At 56.2% G+C, this 14,424-nt stretch carries 19 protein-coding genes and 1 pseudogene; 18 read left to right on the forward strand and 2 right to left on the reverse strand.

Features of this window, described 5'->3' with window-relative positions:
* Nucleotides 1-306 precede the first annotated feature (306 nt).
* The 13 genes and pseudogenes from J3D60_RS05540 to J3D60_RS05590 all read left to right on the forward strand — a co-directional run bounded on the left by J3D60_RS05540 (nucleotide 307) and on the right by J3D60_RS05590 (nucleotide 9,682).
* Entirely contained in the window at nucleotides 307-1,239 is a 933-nt protein-coding gene (locus J3D60_RS05540) for a transporter (RefSeq protein ID WP_253490293.1), read from the forward strand.
* 246 nt (nucleotides 1,240-1,485) lie between these two features.
* Nucleotides 1,486-1,635 carry an efflux RND transporter permease subunit gene (locus tag J3D60_RS31330; protein WP_367399664.1) on the forward strand — a complete coding sequence of 50 codons (150 nt, stop codon included), beginning with the start codon at nucleotides 1,486-1,488 and terminating at the stop codon, nucleotides 1,633-1,635.
* A 311-nt stretch (nucleotides 1,636-1,946) separates the two neighbouring features.
* A pseudogene (locus J3D60_RS31335) lies at nucleotides 1,947-2,074 on the forward strand (topoisomerase DNA-binding C4 zinc finger domain-containing protein); the annotation flags it as partial.
* A 776-nt stretch (nucleotides 2,075-2,850) separates the two neighbouring features.
* Nucleotides 2,851-3,585: a hypothetical protein gene (locus tag J3D60_RS05545; protein ID WP_253490295.1), complete on the forward strand. Its 735-nt coding sequence runs from the start codon at nucleotides 2,851-2,853 to the stop codon at nucleotides 3,583-3,585.
* A gap of 116 nt (nucleotides 3,586-3,701) precedes the next feature.
* Nucleotides 3,702-3,917, forward strand: a complete 216-nt coding sequence (locus J3D60_RS05550) for an AlpA family transcriptional regulator (RefSeq protein WP_099170626.1) — start codon at nucleotides 3,702-3,704, stop codon at nucleotides 3,915-3,917.
* Between the two features lie 12 nt (nucleotides 3,918-3,929).
* Nucleotides 3,930-4,781, forward strand: a complete 852-nt coding sequence (locus tag J3D60_RS05555; RefSeq protein WP_253490297.1) for a ParA family protein — start codon at nucleotides 3,930-3,932, stop codon at nucleotides 4,779-4,781.
* Nucleotides 4,771-4,968, forward strand: coding sequence for a hypothetical protein (locus J3D60_RS05560; protein WP_253490299.1), 198 nt, complete (start codon nucleotides 4,771-4,773; stop codon nucleotides 4,966-4,968). The genes J3D60_RS05555 and J3D60_RS05560 overlap by 11 nt, the downstream gene beginning before the upstream one ends.
* Nucleotides 4,961-6,250: a ParB family protein gene (locus tag J3D60_RS05565; RefSeq protein WP_253490301.1), complete on the forward strand. Its 1,290-nt coding sequence runs from the start codon at nucleotides 4,961-4,963 to the stop codon at nucleotides 6,248-6,250. The genes J3D60_RS05560 and J3D60_RS05565 overlap by 8 nt, the downstream gene beginning before the upstream one ends.
* Nucleotides 6,247-6,807 (forward strand): DUF2857 domain-containing protein, encoded by a 561-nt coding sequence (locus J3D60_RS05570; RefSeq protein WP_099170623.1) that lies wholly within the window; start codon nucleotides 6,247-6,249, stop codon nucleotides 6,805-6,807. The genes J3D60_RS05565 and J3D60_RS05570 overlap by 4 nt, the downstream gene beginning before the upstream one ends.
* Nucleotides 6,808-6,810: 3 nt before the next feature.
* Nucleotides 6,811-7,908 (forward strand): STY4528 family pathogenicity island replication protein, encoded by a 1,098-nt coding sequence (locus J3D60_RS05575; RefSeq protein ID WP_253490303.1) that lies wholly within the window; start codon nucleotides 6,811-6,813, stop codon nucleotides 7,906-7,908.
* Nucleotides 7,909-8,052: 144 nt separating this feature from the next.
* Nucleotides 8,053-8,787 (forward strand): PFL_4669 family integrating conjugative element protein, encoded by a 735-nt coding sequence (locus tag J3D60_RS05580; RefSeq protein ID WP_253490304.1) that lies wholly within the window; start codon nucleotides 8,053-8,055, stop codon nucleotides 8,785-8,787.
* A gap of 2 nt (nucleotides 8,788-8,789) precedes the next feature.
* Nucleotides 8,790-9,284, forward strand: a complete 495-nt coding sequence (locus tag J3D60_RS05585; protein ID WP_253490306.1) for a DUF3158 family protein — start codon at nucleotides 8,790-8,792, stop codon at nucleotides 9,282-9,284.
* Nucleotides 9,281-9,682 carry a single-stranded DNA-binding protein gene (locus tag J3D60_RS05590; protein ID WP_253490308.1) on the forward strand — a complete coding sequence of 134 codons (402 nt, stop codon included), beginning with the start codon at nucleotides 9,281-9,283 and terminating at the stop codon, nucleotides 9,680-9,682. Before J3D60_RS05585 ends, J3D60_RS05590 begins: the two co-directional genes overlap by 4 nt.
* Before the next feature lie 237 nt (nucleotides 9,683-9,919).
* Here the strand turns inward: J3D60_RS05590 and J3D60_RS05595 are convergent, their stop codons facing one another.
* Nucleotides 9,920-10,582 carry a hypothetical protein gene (locus J3D60_RS05595; protein WP_253490310.1) on the reverse strand — a complete coding sequence of 221 codons (663 nt, stop codon included), beginning with the start codon at nucleotides 10,580-10,582 and terminating at the stop codon, nucleotides 9,920-9,922.
* A gap of 204 nt (nucleotides 10,583-10,786) precedes the next feature.
* On the opposite strand from J3D60_RS05595, the gene J3D60_RS05600 reads away from it, so the two are divergent.
* The 5 genes from J3D60_RS05600 to J3D60_RS05620 all read left to right on the forward strand — a co-directional run bounded on the left by J3D60_RS05600 (nucleotide 10,787) and on the right by J3D60_RS05620 (nucleotide 13,644).
* Nucleotides 10,787-10,999, forward strand: coding sequence for a DUF1508 domain-containing protein (locus J3D60_RS05600; protein WP_253490312.1), 213 nt, complete (start codon nucleotides 10,787-10,789; stop codon nucleotides 10,997-10,999).
* A 311-nt stretch (nucleotides 11,000-11,310) separates the two neighbouring features.
* Nucleotides 11,311-11,703 carry a hypothetical protein gene (locus J3D60_RS05605; RefSeq protein WP_253490314.1) on the forward strand — a complete coding sequence of 131 codons (393 nt, stop codon included), beginning with the start codon at nucleotides 11,311-11,313 and terminating at the stop codon, nucleotides 11,701-11,703.
* A gap of 78 nt (nucleotides 11,704-11,781) precedes the next feature.
* Complete coding sequence (locus tag J3D60_RS05610; protein WP_253490315.1) at nucleotides 11,782-12,501, forward strand: ABC transporter substrate-binding protein; 720 nt, start codon at nucleotides 11,782-11,784, stop codon at nucleotides 12,499-12,501.
* A 299-nt stretch (nucleotides 12,502-12,800) separates the two neighbouring features.
* Nucleotides 12,801-13,274 carry an STY4534 family ICE replication protein gene (locus J3D60_RS05615; RefSeq protein WP_253490317.1) on the forward strand — a complete coding sequence of 158 codons (474 nt, stop codon included), beginning with the start codon at nucleotides 12,801-12,803 and terminating at the stop codon, nucleotides 13,272-13,274.
* Nucleotides 13,275-13,335: 61 nt separating this feature from the next.
* Nucleotides 13,336-13,644, forward strand: a complete 309-nt coding sequence (locus tag J3D60_RS05620; RefSeq protein WP_253490319.1) for a hypothetical protein — start codon at nucleotides 13,336-13,338, stop codon at nucleotides 13,642-13,644.
* Between the two features lie 46 nt (nucleotides 13,645-13,690).
* Here J3D60_RS05620 and J3D60_RS05625 read toward each other — a convergent pair whose 3' ends face one another.
* A complete protein-coding gene (locus J3D60_RS05625) occupies nucleotides 13,691-14,332 on the reverse strand; it encodes a glycoside hydrolase family 25 protein (RefSeq protein WP_253490321.1) in 642 nt (213 codons plus the stop codon).
* Nucleotides 14,333-14,424 lie beyond the last annotated feature (92 nt).

The following is a 14,424-nucleotide window of genomic DNA, read 5'->3' on the forward strand; positions in this document are numbered from 1 at the left end:
ATATACCACTGAAATGAGATCGCAGGATCAAAAAGTGACTCAAAGCGATAATACGGGTTGTGGTCGACATTTTTAAATAGCGACCTAGTACGTTGTCGTGCAAGCCATTGAATCTCCGCACTGCAATAATCCAAAGGTGAAATTTCATTAGACAAATACGACCTAACTTATACAAAACTCTGTGAAAAGAATATTGCTATAGAATAAAAATAACTATTGCATCGCCAGTAGCTGTTGCGGCTAAGTGCCTTTGGGTTGCGCATTGTCTGTGGCGGTAGCAATTCCTCGAGTAAACAGGGGCATCCGATGATTCACAATAAAAATTCCAATATCAATCGTGTTACTGCTTTAGCGTTAGGTTTATTCGGCTTGTGTGCTGCCGCGCAAGCCGCTGAAAATGGGGCACATACTACGGCTGACGGGGTTTACGACTTCGGCGCCGGGATAATGCCCCCCGCCACACCGTTCGGTACTCTGAGCCTGCGTACCTCCTACTATTCAAGCAATGTGAAGAAAGACCAACAAGGGCGCTCCGTGGATAACCATTTATCCTTAGATGTGCTGGCGATCAGTGTCGCTTACCTGCATATGACAGACCAGACCGTATTAGGCGCCAGATATGGCTTCGGTACCGTAGTGCCGTTTTTCCAGATGGACGCCTCCATCCAGGTGCCGACGCCGAATGGTCCATTGACGCTGTCGGCAGATCCTTTTCGCATGTCGGATATGCTGATTTTCCCGGTCATCCTGCAGTGGGCTTTATCACCCAACCTGTTTATTAACACCCAGTTCCAGATCCAGATGCCCACAGGAGACTATGATAAGAACCGATTGGTCTCCCCTGGGTACAATCACTGGGCCTTTTCCCCTATCGTCAACGCAACTTACCTCAGCGATACCGGCTTCGAGGTGTCGTCGAGTTTCGAGCTTGATGTGAACACGCGCAACCCAGCAACCCACTACAAAAATGGTATGGAGTACCGCCATGAATTCGCCGTGGGTCAGCACCTCGGGCCCTGGACCGCAGGTATAGGCGGCTATTACTCCCGGCAGTTCTCGGACGACGATGCCCCTGGCTTGACCAGTGGCAATCGTGGCCGGGTATTGGCGCTGGGCCCGGCGATCAGCTACTTCAAGCATGGACTGCCGCCGATCTGGCTGCATTTTTACAAAGAGTACGATGCGGTTAATCGCACCGAAGGTTATAACATCGCCTTGCGCGTTTCACAAAGTTTCTGAGGGCAAGTTGATGAAAACTGTACATACCAACGCTCCCCACGTCAGTGTTAACGCGCAAAGCGACTTGATCGAAACAATGAAGCGGTTCTGTAAGGACGACTTTGCCTCATTATATTGTGACGTCTATATGTCGGCGTTGTCTGCACTGAATAAACAGCATCTGCAGAGGTGTCTCGCGCGCCTTGTACGCAGCCTGTAGCAGGCATATTGGAGGGGTGCCGGTAGCGCTGGTCGTGCTTATGTTCATTGGTTAGTTGGCGTTTGAGCCTGATTGTACTAGCCAATCTCCCACTAGTGCTCCTGGCTTCGACGCAGGCGCTGCACCTACTTGGCAACACCTTCAACATTATGACACTCGGAGGCCTGGTACTTGCGATAGGCATCGCTAGTCGATAACGCGGTGGTCGACTTAGAGAATACCAACCGGCACGTCGCGATGGGTAAGTCGGTACCCACCGCCCTTCTTGATAGCGCAGAAGAAGTGGTCGTCCCAGCGTTTGTATCCACGCTGTGCATTTGCAAAGCGCTCAAGTAGATCCTATTGCTGACAGGCCTTTCCTCCTGGGTCTTCGCCCATCTGACCATGGCGGTGTCTTCGCCATGCTCGCATCTTCCATGCTCTCGCAAACGCTGAGCCCCGTACTATGAATCTCACAATTGCTAGAACACTGTGGCGCACTCACCTTCGCGTACCGATCGAAGCCGGACCGACCTGCCCCATTTGCAACGCCCAATGCGCAGGTGAAAGGGGAAATCAGGGCAGTTCTGGTCATGCTCCCACTACACCGAATGTAAGGGAAAAATGCCGATCAGAAAAAATACGCGTCGTCCATGATGCGCCAATGGAGATCAACGTGAGCATTGGGGTCAATGAAGCGGTCAGTGCATCATCAACGGCGACTAATCCCTCTTTAAGTCGATTAAGGGTCGCAATACGTGATACATCACTCCTCGTAGCGAGGTCACGCGGAGCCTCAAAGGTAGTTGTCACATCCACCAGCAGCGCAGCAGAACTTAGGGCCGAAAATTGCATTTCAAAGGTGGAGACCTGAATTGGCCACAACCAATCAATGCCACGCAGCTCTAGTCAAAAACAAAGTTATTTACTGGATCGCCAGCAAGGTAAGCGCCACCCCAGCGGCCATAAAATTCGATTGCCTACACCAAAACTTAAACATCGATGTATATATATTAGATAACCGGTAGGAGTTAGCCCACAACAAACTGGGCGGCGCTGCAGGTCATCTCGCCCAATTCAACTCCTGATCAACTACCCAAACCTGAGCCTCTCCTGCGAAGTGCCCTCTATTCCTGCGCCGCTTCCAAAAAATCATAGAAAAAATGTAACTATTGGTATCAGCAGCATTTTTCCCGTAAACCCAGATGGCAGACATGCTAACTCAGTACTCCAGCCATCGCGCATGGGGAAAACTTGAATGTAAGTGTCAAACCACTTTCAAGTTGATTGCAATTACTCCCCCGAATCGACTCTATTTCATTGGATCATGTCAGCGACGGCTACCGGTATATGCCATCGCATTCCTATCACCCCGATGGCCGCCCAACCAAGGAACCCATTGATGACTTCACCACTCATGCGAGATATCGATCATGCGACAGCTACCTACTTCGTTGATAAAAGCCTACTACCACCCGATTGAGGCAGCGATACGCTGGAGTAATCTGCATCGCTTTGAAACCTCAATCCTGGACCAACTAGGCAAGCGTCTACGCCCGATGCAGGACGATTTTCCACGCTGGCCGAAGCTGTATTTGAACAGTGAGCGTATTTACTGCGCCCTTTGCAATGGCGATCTACCCTTCGGAAAAAACGGCGTCATCTGCCAGGACATAACTCTGCTTGATGATCCAGACCTGAGCATCTGTGAGCCGCATCTGAAAGCCTGGATGCAACGCGACTACCCGGAAGAAAAACCTAACTTTCTATACGGCCCAGCGGAGCGCCGCGGTCTTAGCTGGGCGGCGTTGCAGGAGATGTCAGCCAACCATGCTGCGCTGAAAGTGCAGCTTGATATGTGTGCACAGAAAGCTTCGCAATTACGAGAGCGCAACACCCTGCTAAAACGCGACCTGGCGGAATTCCAGCGCTTGTTGCCAACCGATGAAGACCTCAGTGATCGCGGTCGCTCAGCATTGTTAAACATTATCGGTGGCCTACTTACAGCCCTGCGCGGCATATCGCCCGGTGGCCAGCGATACAGCCAGTTCGACAGCGACGCGGCAATTATCCAAACGGTCATTTCCTACCATGGCGGACGGGTTGGGATCACCGAACGTACGATGCAAAAGCACTTCGCCGCTGCTCGCCGCAGCCTGAGCACTTAAGCCCCCCCTACATCGCACCGCAACTGCGGTCGTATACCCCGCAGTTGCGGTAGCCGTCGACAGAGATGGGCTATTGAATACCGATCACCCCAAACAAGCCTTCGGGAGTGATCACCATGACTGAGAACGCCTCCATAGACCTCCACGCCGAGCACCGTGTATTACGTCGGGTGGAAGTCGAGCACAAAACCGGCCTTAAGCGCGCGCATCTGTATGCATTGATGCGTGCTGGGCGTTTTCCCAAAAGCATTTCGCTCGGCACACGGGCAGTGGGCTGGGATTCGCTGGAAATCGAACAATGGATCGCTGAACGCCGTGCCGAGCGCGGCTGAAGGGAGACGACTATGCGAGTTGTATCCCTGATAGAGACCAAGGGCGGCGTCGGTAAAACCACCACGGCGGCAAACGTAGGCGGCTTTGTCGCCGATGCCGGGTTGCGCGTGCTGCTGCTGGATTTGGATGTGCAGCCCACGCTGTCCAGCTACTTCGAGTTAAATAAACTGGCGTCCGCCGGCAGCTACGAGTTGTTAGCGTTTAATGAACGTGACCTTGAGCAACTGGTTTCGCACACCACCATCCCCAACCTGGATCTGATTGCCTCCAACGATGATCAAGGCCATTTGGGCCCCCTACTGCTGCAAACGCCCGATAGCCGATTGCGCCTGCGCAATCTGTTGCCAATGTTTCAGCATCACTACGACCTGCTTTTGATCGACACACCAGGCACACGTAGTGTGCTGCTGGAGATGGCCGTAATTGCCTCAGACCTGGTGGTGTCACCGGTCACTCCGGAGATTCTGGCCGCGCGTGAATTTCGCCGGGGTACGCTGCAGTTACTTCAAGATATCCCTCTCTATCGCAATCTGGGTATTCAACCACCGCCCCTGCATCTGTTGATCAACCGCGTGCATCCTGTCTCCACCGATGCGCGGCAAATCCAGCAGGCACTGCGCCAGGTATTTGGCAGCGTCCGTGGAGTTCATGTGCTGTGTACTACGATCCCAGCGATCACTGCCTACCCTTGTGCCGCCACCCATCAATTACCAGTCCATCGATTTGAACGCCGCAAGCCCTCCCGACGAGTCGCCCCTGCGGGGCTGGAGACCATACGCGCATTGGCCTGCGAACTCTTCCCGGACTGGACAGAGCGCTTTGCCAAGGTCAACGGGAGCGGAGCGCGCCAACATGATCGATAGTCGTGTACCGAGACGATTGCGGCGCCTGATTGTTCTGGCGCTGCAAGAAGGCTGGCGGGTCGAGATCAGTCCTGACGTGCAGCTGACTTTGCGCAAACCGGGTTTCACGCCGATTCAGACCGGCCCTCGTGCCAACGATGCCCGAGTGCTGCAGCGCTCAAACGGCGATGAGCCCGATAATGGCTAAGTCACCCACCAGTGATGTGGCCGCCCATCTGCTCGCCGCATCGTTCAACCGTCGCAAGCAGGATACTTGTGATCCGCTGGTGGATACCCCAATGCAAGTGAGCCTGGAACAATTACGCCCGTATCAATTGAACCCACGCCGCGCGCTGAACCCTCAGCATCAGGCAATCAAGGCCTCAATCCGTCAGCGCGGCCTGGATCAGCCACCGAATATCACCCGCCGTCCCGGCGAAGAACACTTCATCATCCGCAACGGCGGCAACACTCGCCTGGCGATCCTGAACGAGCTTTGGCAGGAAACCGGCGACGAACGTTTCCACCGTTTTTTGTGCCTATTTCGTCCCTGGACCGCACGCGGCGAGATTCTTGCCCTAACTGGCCACCTGGCCGAGAACGATCTGCGCAGCGGCCTCACCTACATTGAGCGCAGCCAGGCAGTCGAGCAGGCGCGTCAGTTGTACGAGCAAGAGTATGGACAGCCTTTGAATCAACGCGAATTGGCTGAGCGCTTAAGTGAAGACGGCTACCCAGTGGATCAGCCCACAATCAGCCGCATGGGCGATACCCTGACCTTCCTACTGCCGGCGATTCCCGAGGCGCTTTACAGTGGGCTGGGGCGCCCTCAGATCCGAAAGTTGCTGAGCCTGCGCAAAGCCGCGCAACGGACCTGGCAACGTCATGTGCCCGATGCTGACGCAGACTTCGGCGCACTGTTTCAGCAGAGCCTGGCGCGCTGTGACGCCGAGACAAAGCAGTTTTCGGTGCCGCGCGTACGCGACGAACTGCTCGGTGATCTGGCTCAACAACTGACGCTGGACTACGGTGAATTGGCGCTGGATATTGGTGAGTCAGAAATACGCCGTGAAGTGTTGGGCCAATTGCTGGAGCCGGAAGTCCCACTCCCGCTAGCAGAGCGCGGTCCAGCATCAGGGCCGCTTACCGCACCGCCCGACCACGCCAAACCACCTACCGCCGAGCAACTGCGCACACGCATTGCCGAACTGGCGCGGAGCCTGGTTGATCAGCCCACTGAGGTACGCCCACAGCCTGAACACCTGGGTTTTCTCTGTTTCTGCACCAATGAACACGAACTTCCACCACCTCAGAAAGCGTTGATTGCGCTACTGCTGTCACTGACTGGGCAATCGCCAAACACCCGCCTAGGGCCACTGCTTTGCGGCACCGCCCACAGGGAGCCGGAACTGGACGACCCTGCATTTGCCCGACTAATCCGCCTGATCAAACTGGCTCGCCAACTCCCTCACAGCGGTGAATCACAATGAACACACCTCAGCCGTTAAACCAGGCCGTGATTACCCAGATCCTGCATGACTTGCGCAACGGTCAACTGCGCCGTGGCTTGGCGATGGGTTTTACCGAGCAACAACTGGGCGCACTCAAACGCCCCGAGTTGCTCAGCGTACTGGCTAATGCGCCCGTTTGCTGGTGCACGGTGAAGGTCAACGCCGCGATGGTACAAAGGGTTCTCAGCCAGGCCAACGCGGTGAAGGAAGAAGTCAACACCATCGACCGTCTGCTGCGCGCCGGCGCCAGCACCGAGATGATGAGCTTGTATCACGGTCTGACTCATCAGGAGGTTGCCATGCGCCGTGATGTACTGGGTCTGCCCAAGCGCCGCGGACGACACCCCGCACTGGACGAGGCGCAGGACACCGAGTTGTGGAAGCGCTGGAAGCCGCAGTTGGATGCACGCCAGATCGATGTGAACGATGAACCGAAAATGCTCGAACTGGCCCTGGACGTTGCCGAAGACATGGCACTCCCCTTATCGGTGGTCTGGGCAATGATTCAGGACTGGATCAAACAGCGATTGGTCTGAGCCATGGCTCATCCTCCGCTGCCCTGTGATGATTTTGTCTACAGTGGCCAACTGCACGACAGTGTGCCCCGCGCTCTGTTGCTGGATCGGCGCCTTTCTCCACTGGAGCGCAACGCCTGGCAAGTCATTCGCCTGCTGCTCAACGGGGACGGCATAACCTCCATGCCTACTTACGAGCATCTGCGTCCCTATCTGGCAACCTCTCCCTGCGCCCTACAGGCGTCCACCGAAACCGTGGCACGTGCACTCACCGTGCTGCGTTTATGTCGCTGGCTGAGCCTGGCGCGACGTCGACGCCCCGAAGGCAATGGGCGCTGGCAAGGCAATCTTTATGTACTGCACCAAGCGCCACTGACACCCAATGAAGCCCTACGCCTGGATGGCGAGTATCTGGAATTGCTCAGCCAATCACTGACCCATGCCAGCAAGGCCGTCCAGCGCGTGGCCTATGACGCCCTCCAGGCTCTGGCCGAAGATCCTCTGCTCACCACTCAGCCACTGCCCGAACACCTGAAACGGCTCGCTGAGTGGCTGGAAAGCACCACCGGCATTACGGTTTCACCATGCCCCATCATCACAGACTTTAGCGCTGCACCTACTTCGGAATCCGAAGGCCGCCCTACTTCGGATTCCGAAATCAACCCACCAGCTTCGGCTTCCGAAGTAGGTCGCCAGCCCAGTAAATCCGCCAGTCTTCGGAATCCGAAGCAGGGCCCTAGTACTGTATTAAGTATTAGTAAAAGCTTTTGTATACCGCGCGCGCGAAAATCGAATGCGCCCCACCTGCCGACCGGTTTCGCTCAACTGCGCCCGGAGGAACAAAGCGCAGCGTTGGCCACCCTACAGCGAATCGCGCCCGATCTGCGTCAGGCGGTGCTGAACGAATGGCAGGTTCGTTGCGAAACCGGCGACGTGCAACGCCCGGCCAATTACCTGTTCGGCATTCTGCAAAAAGCCCTGCGCGGGGACTTTCATCCGTGGGCAGCACAATCGTTCCAACCTGCAGCACCAACAACCGCGACACCCGAGCAGCAGGAAGCGCAACGCGCCCTCGCACACCAGCATCTGGCGCAACTGCGCAAACTACTCAAGATCCGCTGATCGTACCTAACCGACTTATGTCACTGACATAAATCCACAGCAGGTCGCCAACAAACCGGGATACGCCACCTACCCATTGTGCAAAGACAGTGCCTAACCAACCCGTCAGCCTGAAACCTCAACTTGCCCTTGAGCCCTTTGCCCATGGCCACGATCGAAGACGCCCCGCTCGGCAGCCTGCGCAGCCAAATGCGCCTGACCTTGCATACACTTCATGCGATCCGTCTGTGGAACGGCCGACTGCCGTCCGCTGACGCACCACGCATCCGCGGCCTGAATGATTTCGTCACCCTGGTCAACCGCGTCTACCGTGACGCCGCACGCGACGATCCCTACGCCGACACCCTGTTACTGCGTTTTGAAGCCAAGCTCGACAGCACCCGCACTGCCCTGCTCAACCTCCACGCACAACTCAACGCCGCCATGGCACAAGCCCCAGCTGCCTTCAGCTTGGGTGACAACCTGAACGTGGAACCGGTCCAACTGCCAGTCACTTTCAACGCCCCATTGGGGTTTCTGGCGCTCTACCTGCTGGCTGACTACGACGAATTGGCCCGTCGCGCACTGCTGGCTCAGCACACTGCCCTGATCGACCCACCCACCCTCGAATACTGGCTGGACGAGGGTGCCCACTGCTTGCGCAGCCTGTTCAGCCTGATCCAGACCTATCGCACCAGTGGTGCCTGTCGCGATGACTTCGCGGCCAACAATGCCAAGGCGCAACGGGCTCGCGAGCAGTTTGGTGAACTGCCGCAGAACATCCTCGATGGCAGGCTGCGTGCCAGACATGCGCCTGCCATTCGACAGAGTGAGCCAACCACTCTCAACAGTGCTGGGCCAACCAGCAACAACACCCACGGACTGCCCGAGGACTCTTGACCATGCCCACACCGATTGCAGACGAGGTCACCATCCTGCTGGAACAGTCCACCTCCCTAAAGGGCCTTTTAAGGGCTTTTAAAGGTAAGGGGGAATTGACCACGCTGGTCGATAGCTGCATCGCACTGCGCGACGAACTGATCCAGCAGACCCTGCCACACAAAGTAGCGCGTGCACGCGTCTCGCCACTGCATCTGCTGCCGGTGCAATTGAGCAGCCAGAGCACTGGCGCAGGCACCACGTTTCTGCGTTGGCGCCGCGTCGACCGTACCGCCATGGGGGTAGCGCAATGGCAGGCCCTGATACTGGCGCCGAGTACACCGGATGCGCTAGTACCAACGCTGTATCGACTGGAGCAGCAACGGGTGTTGCTCAACGCACAGATCAGCCTGACTCACACCCTGATGCACCTGGCACGCACGACGACCGACAAATTGGCCGTGGCCGAGCGCACCTATGAACAACGCCTGCAATCCATCAGTAAGGAGGTCGTATGAGCACCTACTTTGTCGGCGAGGGGAATATCGGTACTGCACCGGAATACCGTGAGTTCCCACGGGACAATGCCGAACCGCGGCGATTGTTGCGGCTTAACGTTTACTTCGACAACCCGGTATTGATTAAGGACGGTTATGAGGATCGCGGTGGGTTTTGGGCGCCCGTGGAGCTGTGGCATTCCGAAGCGGAACAATGGCAAGCGCTGTATCAGAAAGGCATGCGCGTACTGGTCGATGGCCGCACTGTGCGCGAGGAGTGGGAGGATCGGGAGGAGAATCTGCGCGTCACCTTCAAGGTCGAAGCGCGGCGGGTAGCAATTCTGCCGTATCGGATTGCCAAAATTACGCTTCAAACGCCTGTAGAACCGTTAGAAAAAACGACCTCCGAGCGAGACTGAATCGTTACATCTTTTTAACCAGAGAGCTTGCGCCAACAGCCTTGTACATACCCATTATGACGTCATTCGTCGAGAGCATGCTGATAAGCAAAGACACTGTTTTTAGTCTTTCTTATAGCCGAGCCGCAAGCCCGTCACCGAGTGGTGAGTTTATCTCTTGACCGCCTACTGCGCTCTCCGCTCGGGCCTTGTATTACGAGAGCCTCAAAGCGTTTCAGACGGACCTGCGTACGCGAACTAAATAGCCGGTATATTTTCAGCGTCAGAAATCACGCTCCCCTTTTCCTGACCATCAACGCTGACGTCTGGTTTGTGCGGAGCCGTACCTTCATGCTGAATTTGGACAGGCCGCAGTTTGAACAGTCGATTAGCTGTGTTCATACCAAACGCAAGCCATGTCGTGAACAGCAAACCTAAAATTGCGCCAAGTATCGCGAACACAGCCTCAAACCGCCCTTGGTCCGCAAGGTAGAAAAAAGTAATCATGAGCGCGCTGTACGGAACTAAGCCAGATAGAGCGATGTAGATGGGCCAATGACCGTAAGTTTTTTCGCTATTACCGTGTGCCATTCGCTGAAAACGACGGCCATCTTCAGAAATATTTACAAAAATCCGAGCGACCAAGTAGTACCTCAGTGCGGCAAAAGCATGGTCCTGGTAATCCAGGGCAAGGCGCAAGGCGCGTGGGTCAAGATTGATCCGTTGGCTGAACGCTTCACGCACATCCATCACCAGTACCATTGGGTGCACAGTGCGCCACGAACCAGAATGCACCAAGTCACGTAAACGCTGCGTTCGTTGATGAGAGATGCTAGCCGTGTTGTGCCGCCACGTAACGAACAGCGTCAACAACGCAATAGCGAGCGGCACAACTACAGCCTGCCATACCTGAAAATCCATTTGCGACTCCTTCATCAACATTAACGATATAAAGTCAAACACCATCTCACAATCAACACGCCTACGTCCGTTAGGTCGAACGTAATTTGCGATCTTCGACACATTGCGAAGTAACTCGAATCTCTATGTTTATAGACGCTCTCCCGGCATGATTGATAGCGTTCAACGCCCGCTACATAAGTATCGACATCCGAGGAGACGCATATGGCAGAGGCTGCCCACTTTTACGTATACAAAGACGTCAAAAACGAATGGCGTTGGCGATTCATCGCTAAAAACTCAAAGATCATCGCCGTCAGCTCCGAGAGTTATCACAACCTCAAGGACTGCGAACACTCTGTTGAATTAGTCAAAACACAGGACTCCGCCACCCGGGTTATTGGCGACGACTCCTTCATGCGATTACGTACACAGTAATCAGATTCGGCTCATGCAGTGCAGCACTGCATGGGCTATCTCACACAGTTCTTACGTTTGAGCCAGATAATCAACACCCGCCTATAGCGGGCTGCGCCCGTTGCCGATTGACGCTGCCCCGCCACCCACCATCCTCTCCAGGCTAACGCCCAGCGCTGCCGACTCGCTCGGCACCCGCCCAGGTCCAGGTAGTCCAGATCTTCAAGGCTACGGCGCAGTACCCGCTGCGTTGGTCCAACAGCCTGTTGCATGTCACAGGCCATCGTCCTTCCCACGGCCGACCCAGGCCGTCATTGTCTGGAGATTCATCCATGAAGCTACAGCCCACAAAACCTGAGGTCTCGGGCCAGATGATCGCTGATCACCCCGAGGCCCCTGCGACCCAGCAGTTCTTCCAAACCTGGCAACACGCCGTCCGGCTCGCAGGCCCACGTTACTTCGGTATTGAGCATCACAACGACATCAATCTAGCCCTCAGTAAATGGGATCTGTGCCCCGATGTCCCACTGATTGACACGGCCATCGGCGCCATGAGTCATGGTGAGCAGGTGTTCCTTGCTGCGCTGGTCAGTTTTTACAACGATGAAACCGGGGGACGCCTGTTGCAACGGGTTGGCGTCCACGGACTGGCTGACTTTGGTCTGCTGGACTCCCGGCGACGCTACCTCATCGCCAACCTGATCATCCACTACAACGGCTGGTAATCCAGCAACTCAGGCACCCGACGGGACACCTCCCGTCGGGGGTGGTGTCCCTCCTCATTTGCTTATAGGAGAGTAGCCATGCCTATCGACAATCATTCGTTCAACCCATTCGTCCGCGGCTTTAACGAACTGCGCATCCAGCGCCTGCTGGCCATCCTTTACGATGCCAAGGCGCCGCTGTGCTATCTGCCACCCCATCCTTCCCAGCAGCACCTGGATGACGAGCAACTCGAACGTCGGCCTTGTCTGTTCAATGACACCCATGCGCTGATCATTACCTCAAACGCTGCGTCGACGGTCGATGACGACAACCACCCAAATCCAGGAATCGTGGTGCAGGTGATCTACGGAGTATTTGCCCACGATCAATCACCGCCCCTCCTGGTGGGCGATCTCTATTCCCAGGCCCATGCCCAACAGAGAATTCAGCAACTGACGTTTGAGACCGGCCACTACAGCCGTTGCTGGGAGGTCAGCAGTGCCCACTTGCCGGAAACGGCCTGGAGCACGCTGGAAATGTTGACGTCTTTAAATGGCCTGCTGTTTGAGTCCTTTGTGCTACCGGCCAGCGCTGCTATCGGTTTCAAACTGATTGCCACACCCTGGACCGATGCGCATCTAAGCAAGGTCGGAAGCATCACAGCAGAACAGTTGCGCCAGGAACAACTCTGCAAAGGCGTGCCCAGAGAACTGGTCGAGGTGCTGCATTTGGCGGCACAGGCTGATGTTCGGGTACTGATATTCGACCCAAACGCTGCGTGCCTGGCAGGATTACCTACCTACGAAGACTTGCAATGATCCCACCACTCAGAAGCCCCGTTCGCGGGGCTTCCTCATACCTGCAGCCGCGAATTCGGGTGTCCGTGCACGGCGTATTCATACATGCCACAGGCAAGCAACAGGATCACGCTGAAAGCATGTTCCGCCGACCCGTTCGGCAACATGCCCAGGTGGTCTCGGTCTTCAAGGCCACGGCGCTCAGGCGCTGATCCGCGTCACGCACATCGCCAGTCCAACACTGGTAATCAACCCGTGGGACCACGTTCCGACGGGACGTCTCCCATGTTCATCTTCACTTTGAATTGAGGGAGACTGTCATGTCTCAATCGTCTTGCGTCTCTGAAGAGACGACCTACTTCGATCTGCACACCCAGGGCCTCGGTTACCTCAACCGAATTCGCGAGGTCACACCCAGCCGCGGCAAGTCATTCCTGGCCTGCACCATCGCCGCGCTCAATGGGCCCACACAGGCGCCTGAGTACCGCTACTTCGACGTCATTGTCTGCGGCGCTGAAGCGCAGCAATTGGTCAACCGCTACGCCAACGCCGTCAACCGCGGCCAAAAAGTCCTGATGGGATTTCGTCTCGGCGATCTGTGGACCGACCTATTTCGCTACAACCGTGGCGAAAAAGCCGGCAAAACCGGCGTCAGCTTGAAGGCGCGGTTGCTGTTTGTCAGTTGGGTCAAGGTCGACGGAAAGCTGGTCTATCAGGCACGACCCAAGGTTGAGTCCGAAGAGGCCGAAGCACCCTATCCTGCGGATGCACCGGCGACTGCCGAGTCCATTTAGAACCCGTGTTCCTTTCATCCATCCGACGGCGTCACGGTTTGCCGTGGCCTTGTCGTACGTTATGGAGGATTCCATCATGGAAACCGCATACGCTAACGCCCCGCGTTTTTCGCCGGGCATGATCGTCGCTACGGCCGGGGTTCAAGCCCTGATCGAAAGTAGTTCCTTCCAGCCCCTGCCCTACCTGCTGCGCCACCTCAACGGTGACTGGGGCGATATCTGTCCTGAAGACTGGGAGGAAAATCAGTCCGCGCTGGAGCTTGGCAACCGCCTGCTCTCGGTCTATCACGTCGCGCCGGAGCTGACATTGTGGATCATCACCGAGTGGGATCGGTCGGTGACGACGATGCTGCTGCCTGACGAGTATTGAGCCTGAAAAGCAACGGCCCCAATCGGGGCCGTTGTGCTGTTTGCCTTCAAGGCTTGACCCAATCCAGATCCACCGCGCCCTGGATACCCTCGACCTGGCCCTTACTGCTGTGCTGCCACCACTGCCAGCTTTTGCCGTGTTTGCTCCAGGTTTCCGGCACGGTGGGGGCGGCGACGTCCCAGTGGGCAATCCACAACGGGCATTCGCTGAAGTCATACTTGCGCCAGGCCACGCTGTTGCTCCAGATACTGGGCGAGGCATAAATATGCGGATACGCCCCCTCCAGCAGCGACACCCTGACCAGCGTCACCAGTTGGAACAAGGCATCAGCCATCTGATCCGGGGTGGCCTCTTCGTTGCGATGGGTCTCGACATCGATGGCCAGGATGTCCTGCCCGACCTTGAACCCCACCTCCGAGAGGCAGCCCTGGATATTGGCCAGTTGCTCGCACGGCGTGCTGCTCAACGCACGGAAATAGTGGTACACCCCGGCCTTCAGACCGTTCGCCTTCATGCCTTGGAAGTTCTCGACGAATTTGGGATCGGTGTAGTCGCCGCCCTCCGTCATCTTTGCTATCGCATGGGTAACGCCCGTGCCGGCCACACGCACCCAGTCAATATCGCCCTGCCAGCGCGACACGTCGATGCCGCGTGCACTTGCATCGTTGATCGGTCCTTCGCAACTCATATCTGCTCTCCTGCAATGGATATCTTGACGCTGCATCTTTTCATCGGCGACCGGCCGCCATGCACTATCGGGATACCGCACCTTGCCCATTC

Source organism: Pseudomonas sp. S3E17, from assembly GCF_024168685.1.
GTDB lineage: Bacteria > Pseudomonadota > Gammaproteobacteria > Pseudomonadales > Pseudomonadaceae > Aquipseudomonas > Aquipseudomonas marginalis.

Coding starts and splice junctions, on each gene's coding strand:
- J3D60_RS05580 (WP_253490304.1), top strand. CDS start 8,053: ATGGCCACGATCGAAGACGCCCCGCTCGGCAGCCTGCGCAGCCAAATG.
- J3D60_RS05600 (WP_253490312.1), top strand. CDS start 10,787: ATGGCAGAGGCTGCCCACTTTTACGTATACAAAGACGTCAAAAACGAA.
- J3D60_RS05570 (WP_099170623.1), top strand. CDS start 6,247: ATGAACACACCTCAGCCGTTAAACCAGGCCGTGATTACCCAGATCCTG.
- J3D60_RS05590 (WP_253490308.1), top strand. CDS start 9,281: ATGAGCACCTACTTTGTCGGCGAGGGGAATATCGGTACTGCACCGGAA.
- J3D60_RS05620 (WP_253490319.1), top strand. CDS start 13,336: ATGGAGGATTCCATCATGGAAACCGCATACGCTAACGCCCCGCGTTTT.
- J3D60_RS05625 (WP_253490321.1), bottom strand. CDS start 14,332: ATGAGTTGCGAAGGACCGATCAACGATGCAAGTGCACGCGGCATCGAC.
- J3D60_RS05615 (WP_253490317.1), top strand. CDS start 12,801: ATGTCTCAATCGTCTTGCGTCTCTGAAGAGACGACCTACTTCGATCTG.
- J3D60_RS05545 (WP_253490295.1), top strand. CDS start 2,851: ATGCGACAGCTACCTACTTCGTTGATAAAAGCCTACTACCACCCGATT.
- J3D60_RS05585 (WP_253490306.1), top strand. CDS start 8,790: ATGCCCACACCGATTGCAGACGAGGTCACCATCCTGCTGGAACAGTCC.
- J3D60_RS05575 (WP_253490303.1), top strand. CDS start 6,811: ATGGCTCATCCTCCGCTGCCCTGTGATGATTTTGTCTACAGTGGCCAA.
- J3D60_RS05595 (WP_253490310.1), bottom strand. CDS start 10,582: ATGGATTTTCAGGTATGGCAGGCTGTAGTTGTGCCGCTCGCTATTGCG.
- J3D60_RS05560 (WP_253490299.1), top strand. CDS start 4,771: ATGATCGATAGTCGTGTACCGAGACGATTGCGGCGCCTGATTGTTCTG.
- J3D60_RS05565 (WP_253490301.1), top strand. CDS start 4,961: ATGGCTAAGTCACCCACCAGTGATGTGGCCGCCCATCTGCTCGCCGCA.
- J3D60_RS05555 (WP_253490297.1), top strand. CDS start 3,930: ATGCGAGTTGTATCCCTGATAGAGACCAAGGGCGGCGTCGGTAAAACC.
- J3D60_RS05550 (WP_099170626.1), top strand. CDS start 3,702: ATGACTGAGAACGCCTCCATAGACCTCCACGCCGAGCACCGTGTATTA.
- J3D60_RS05605 (WP_253490314.1), top strand. CDS start 11,311: ATGAAGCTACAGCCCACAAAACCTGAGGTCTCGGGCCAGATGATCGCT.
- J3D60_RS05540 (WP_253490293.1), top strand. CDS start 307: ATGATTCACAATAAAAATTCCAATATCAATCGTGTTACTGCTTTAGCG.
- J3D60_RS05610 (WP_253490315.1), top strand. CDS start 11,782: ATGCCTATCGACAATCATTCGTTCAACCCATTCGTCCGCGGCTTTAAC.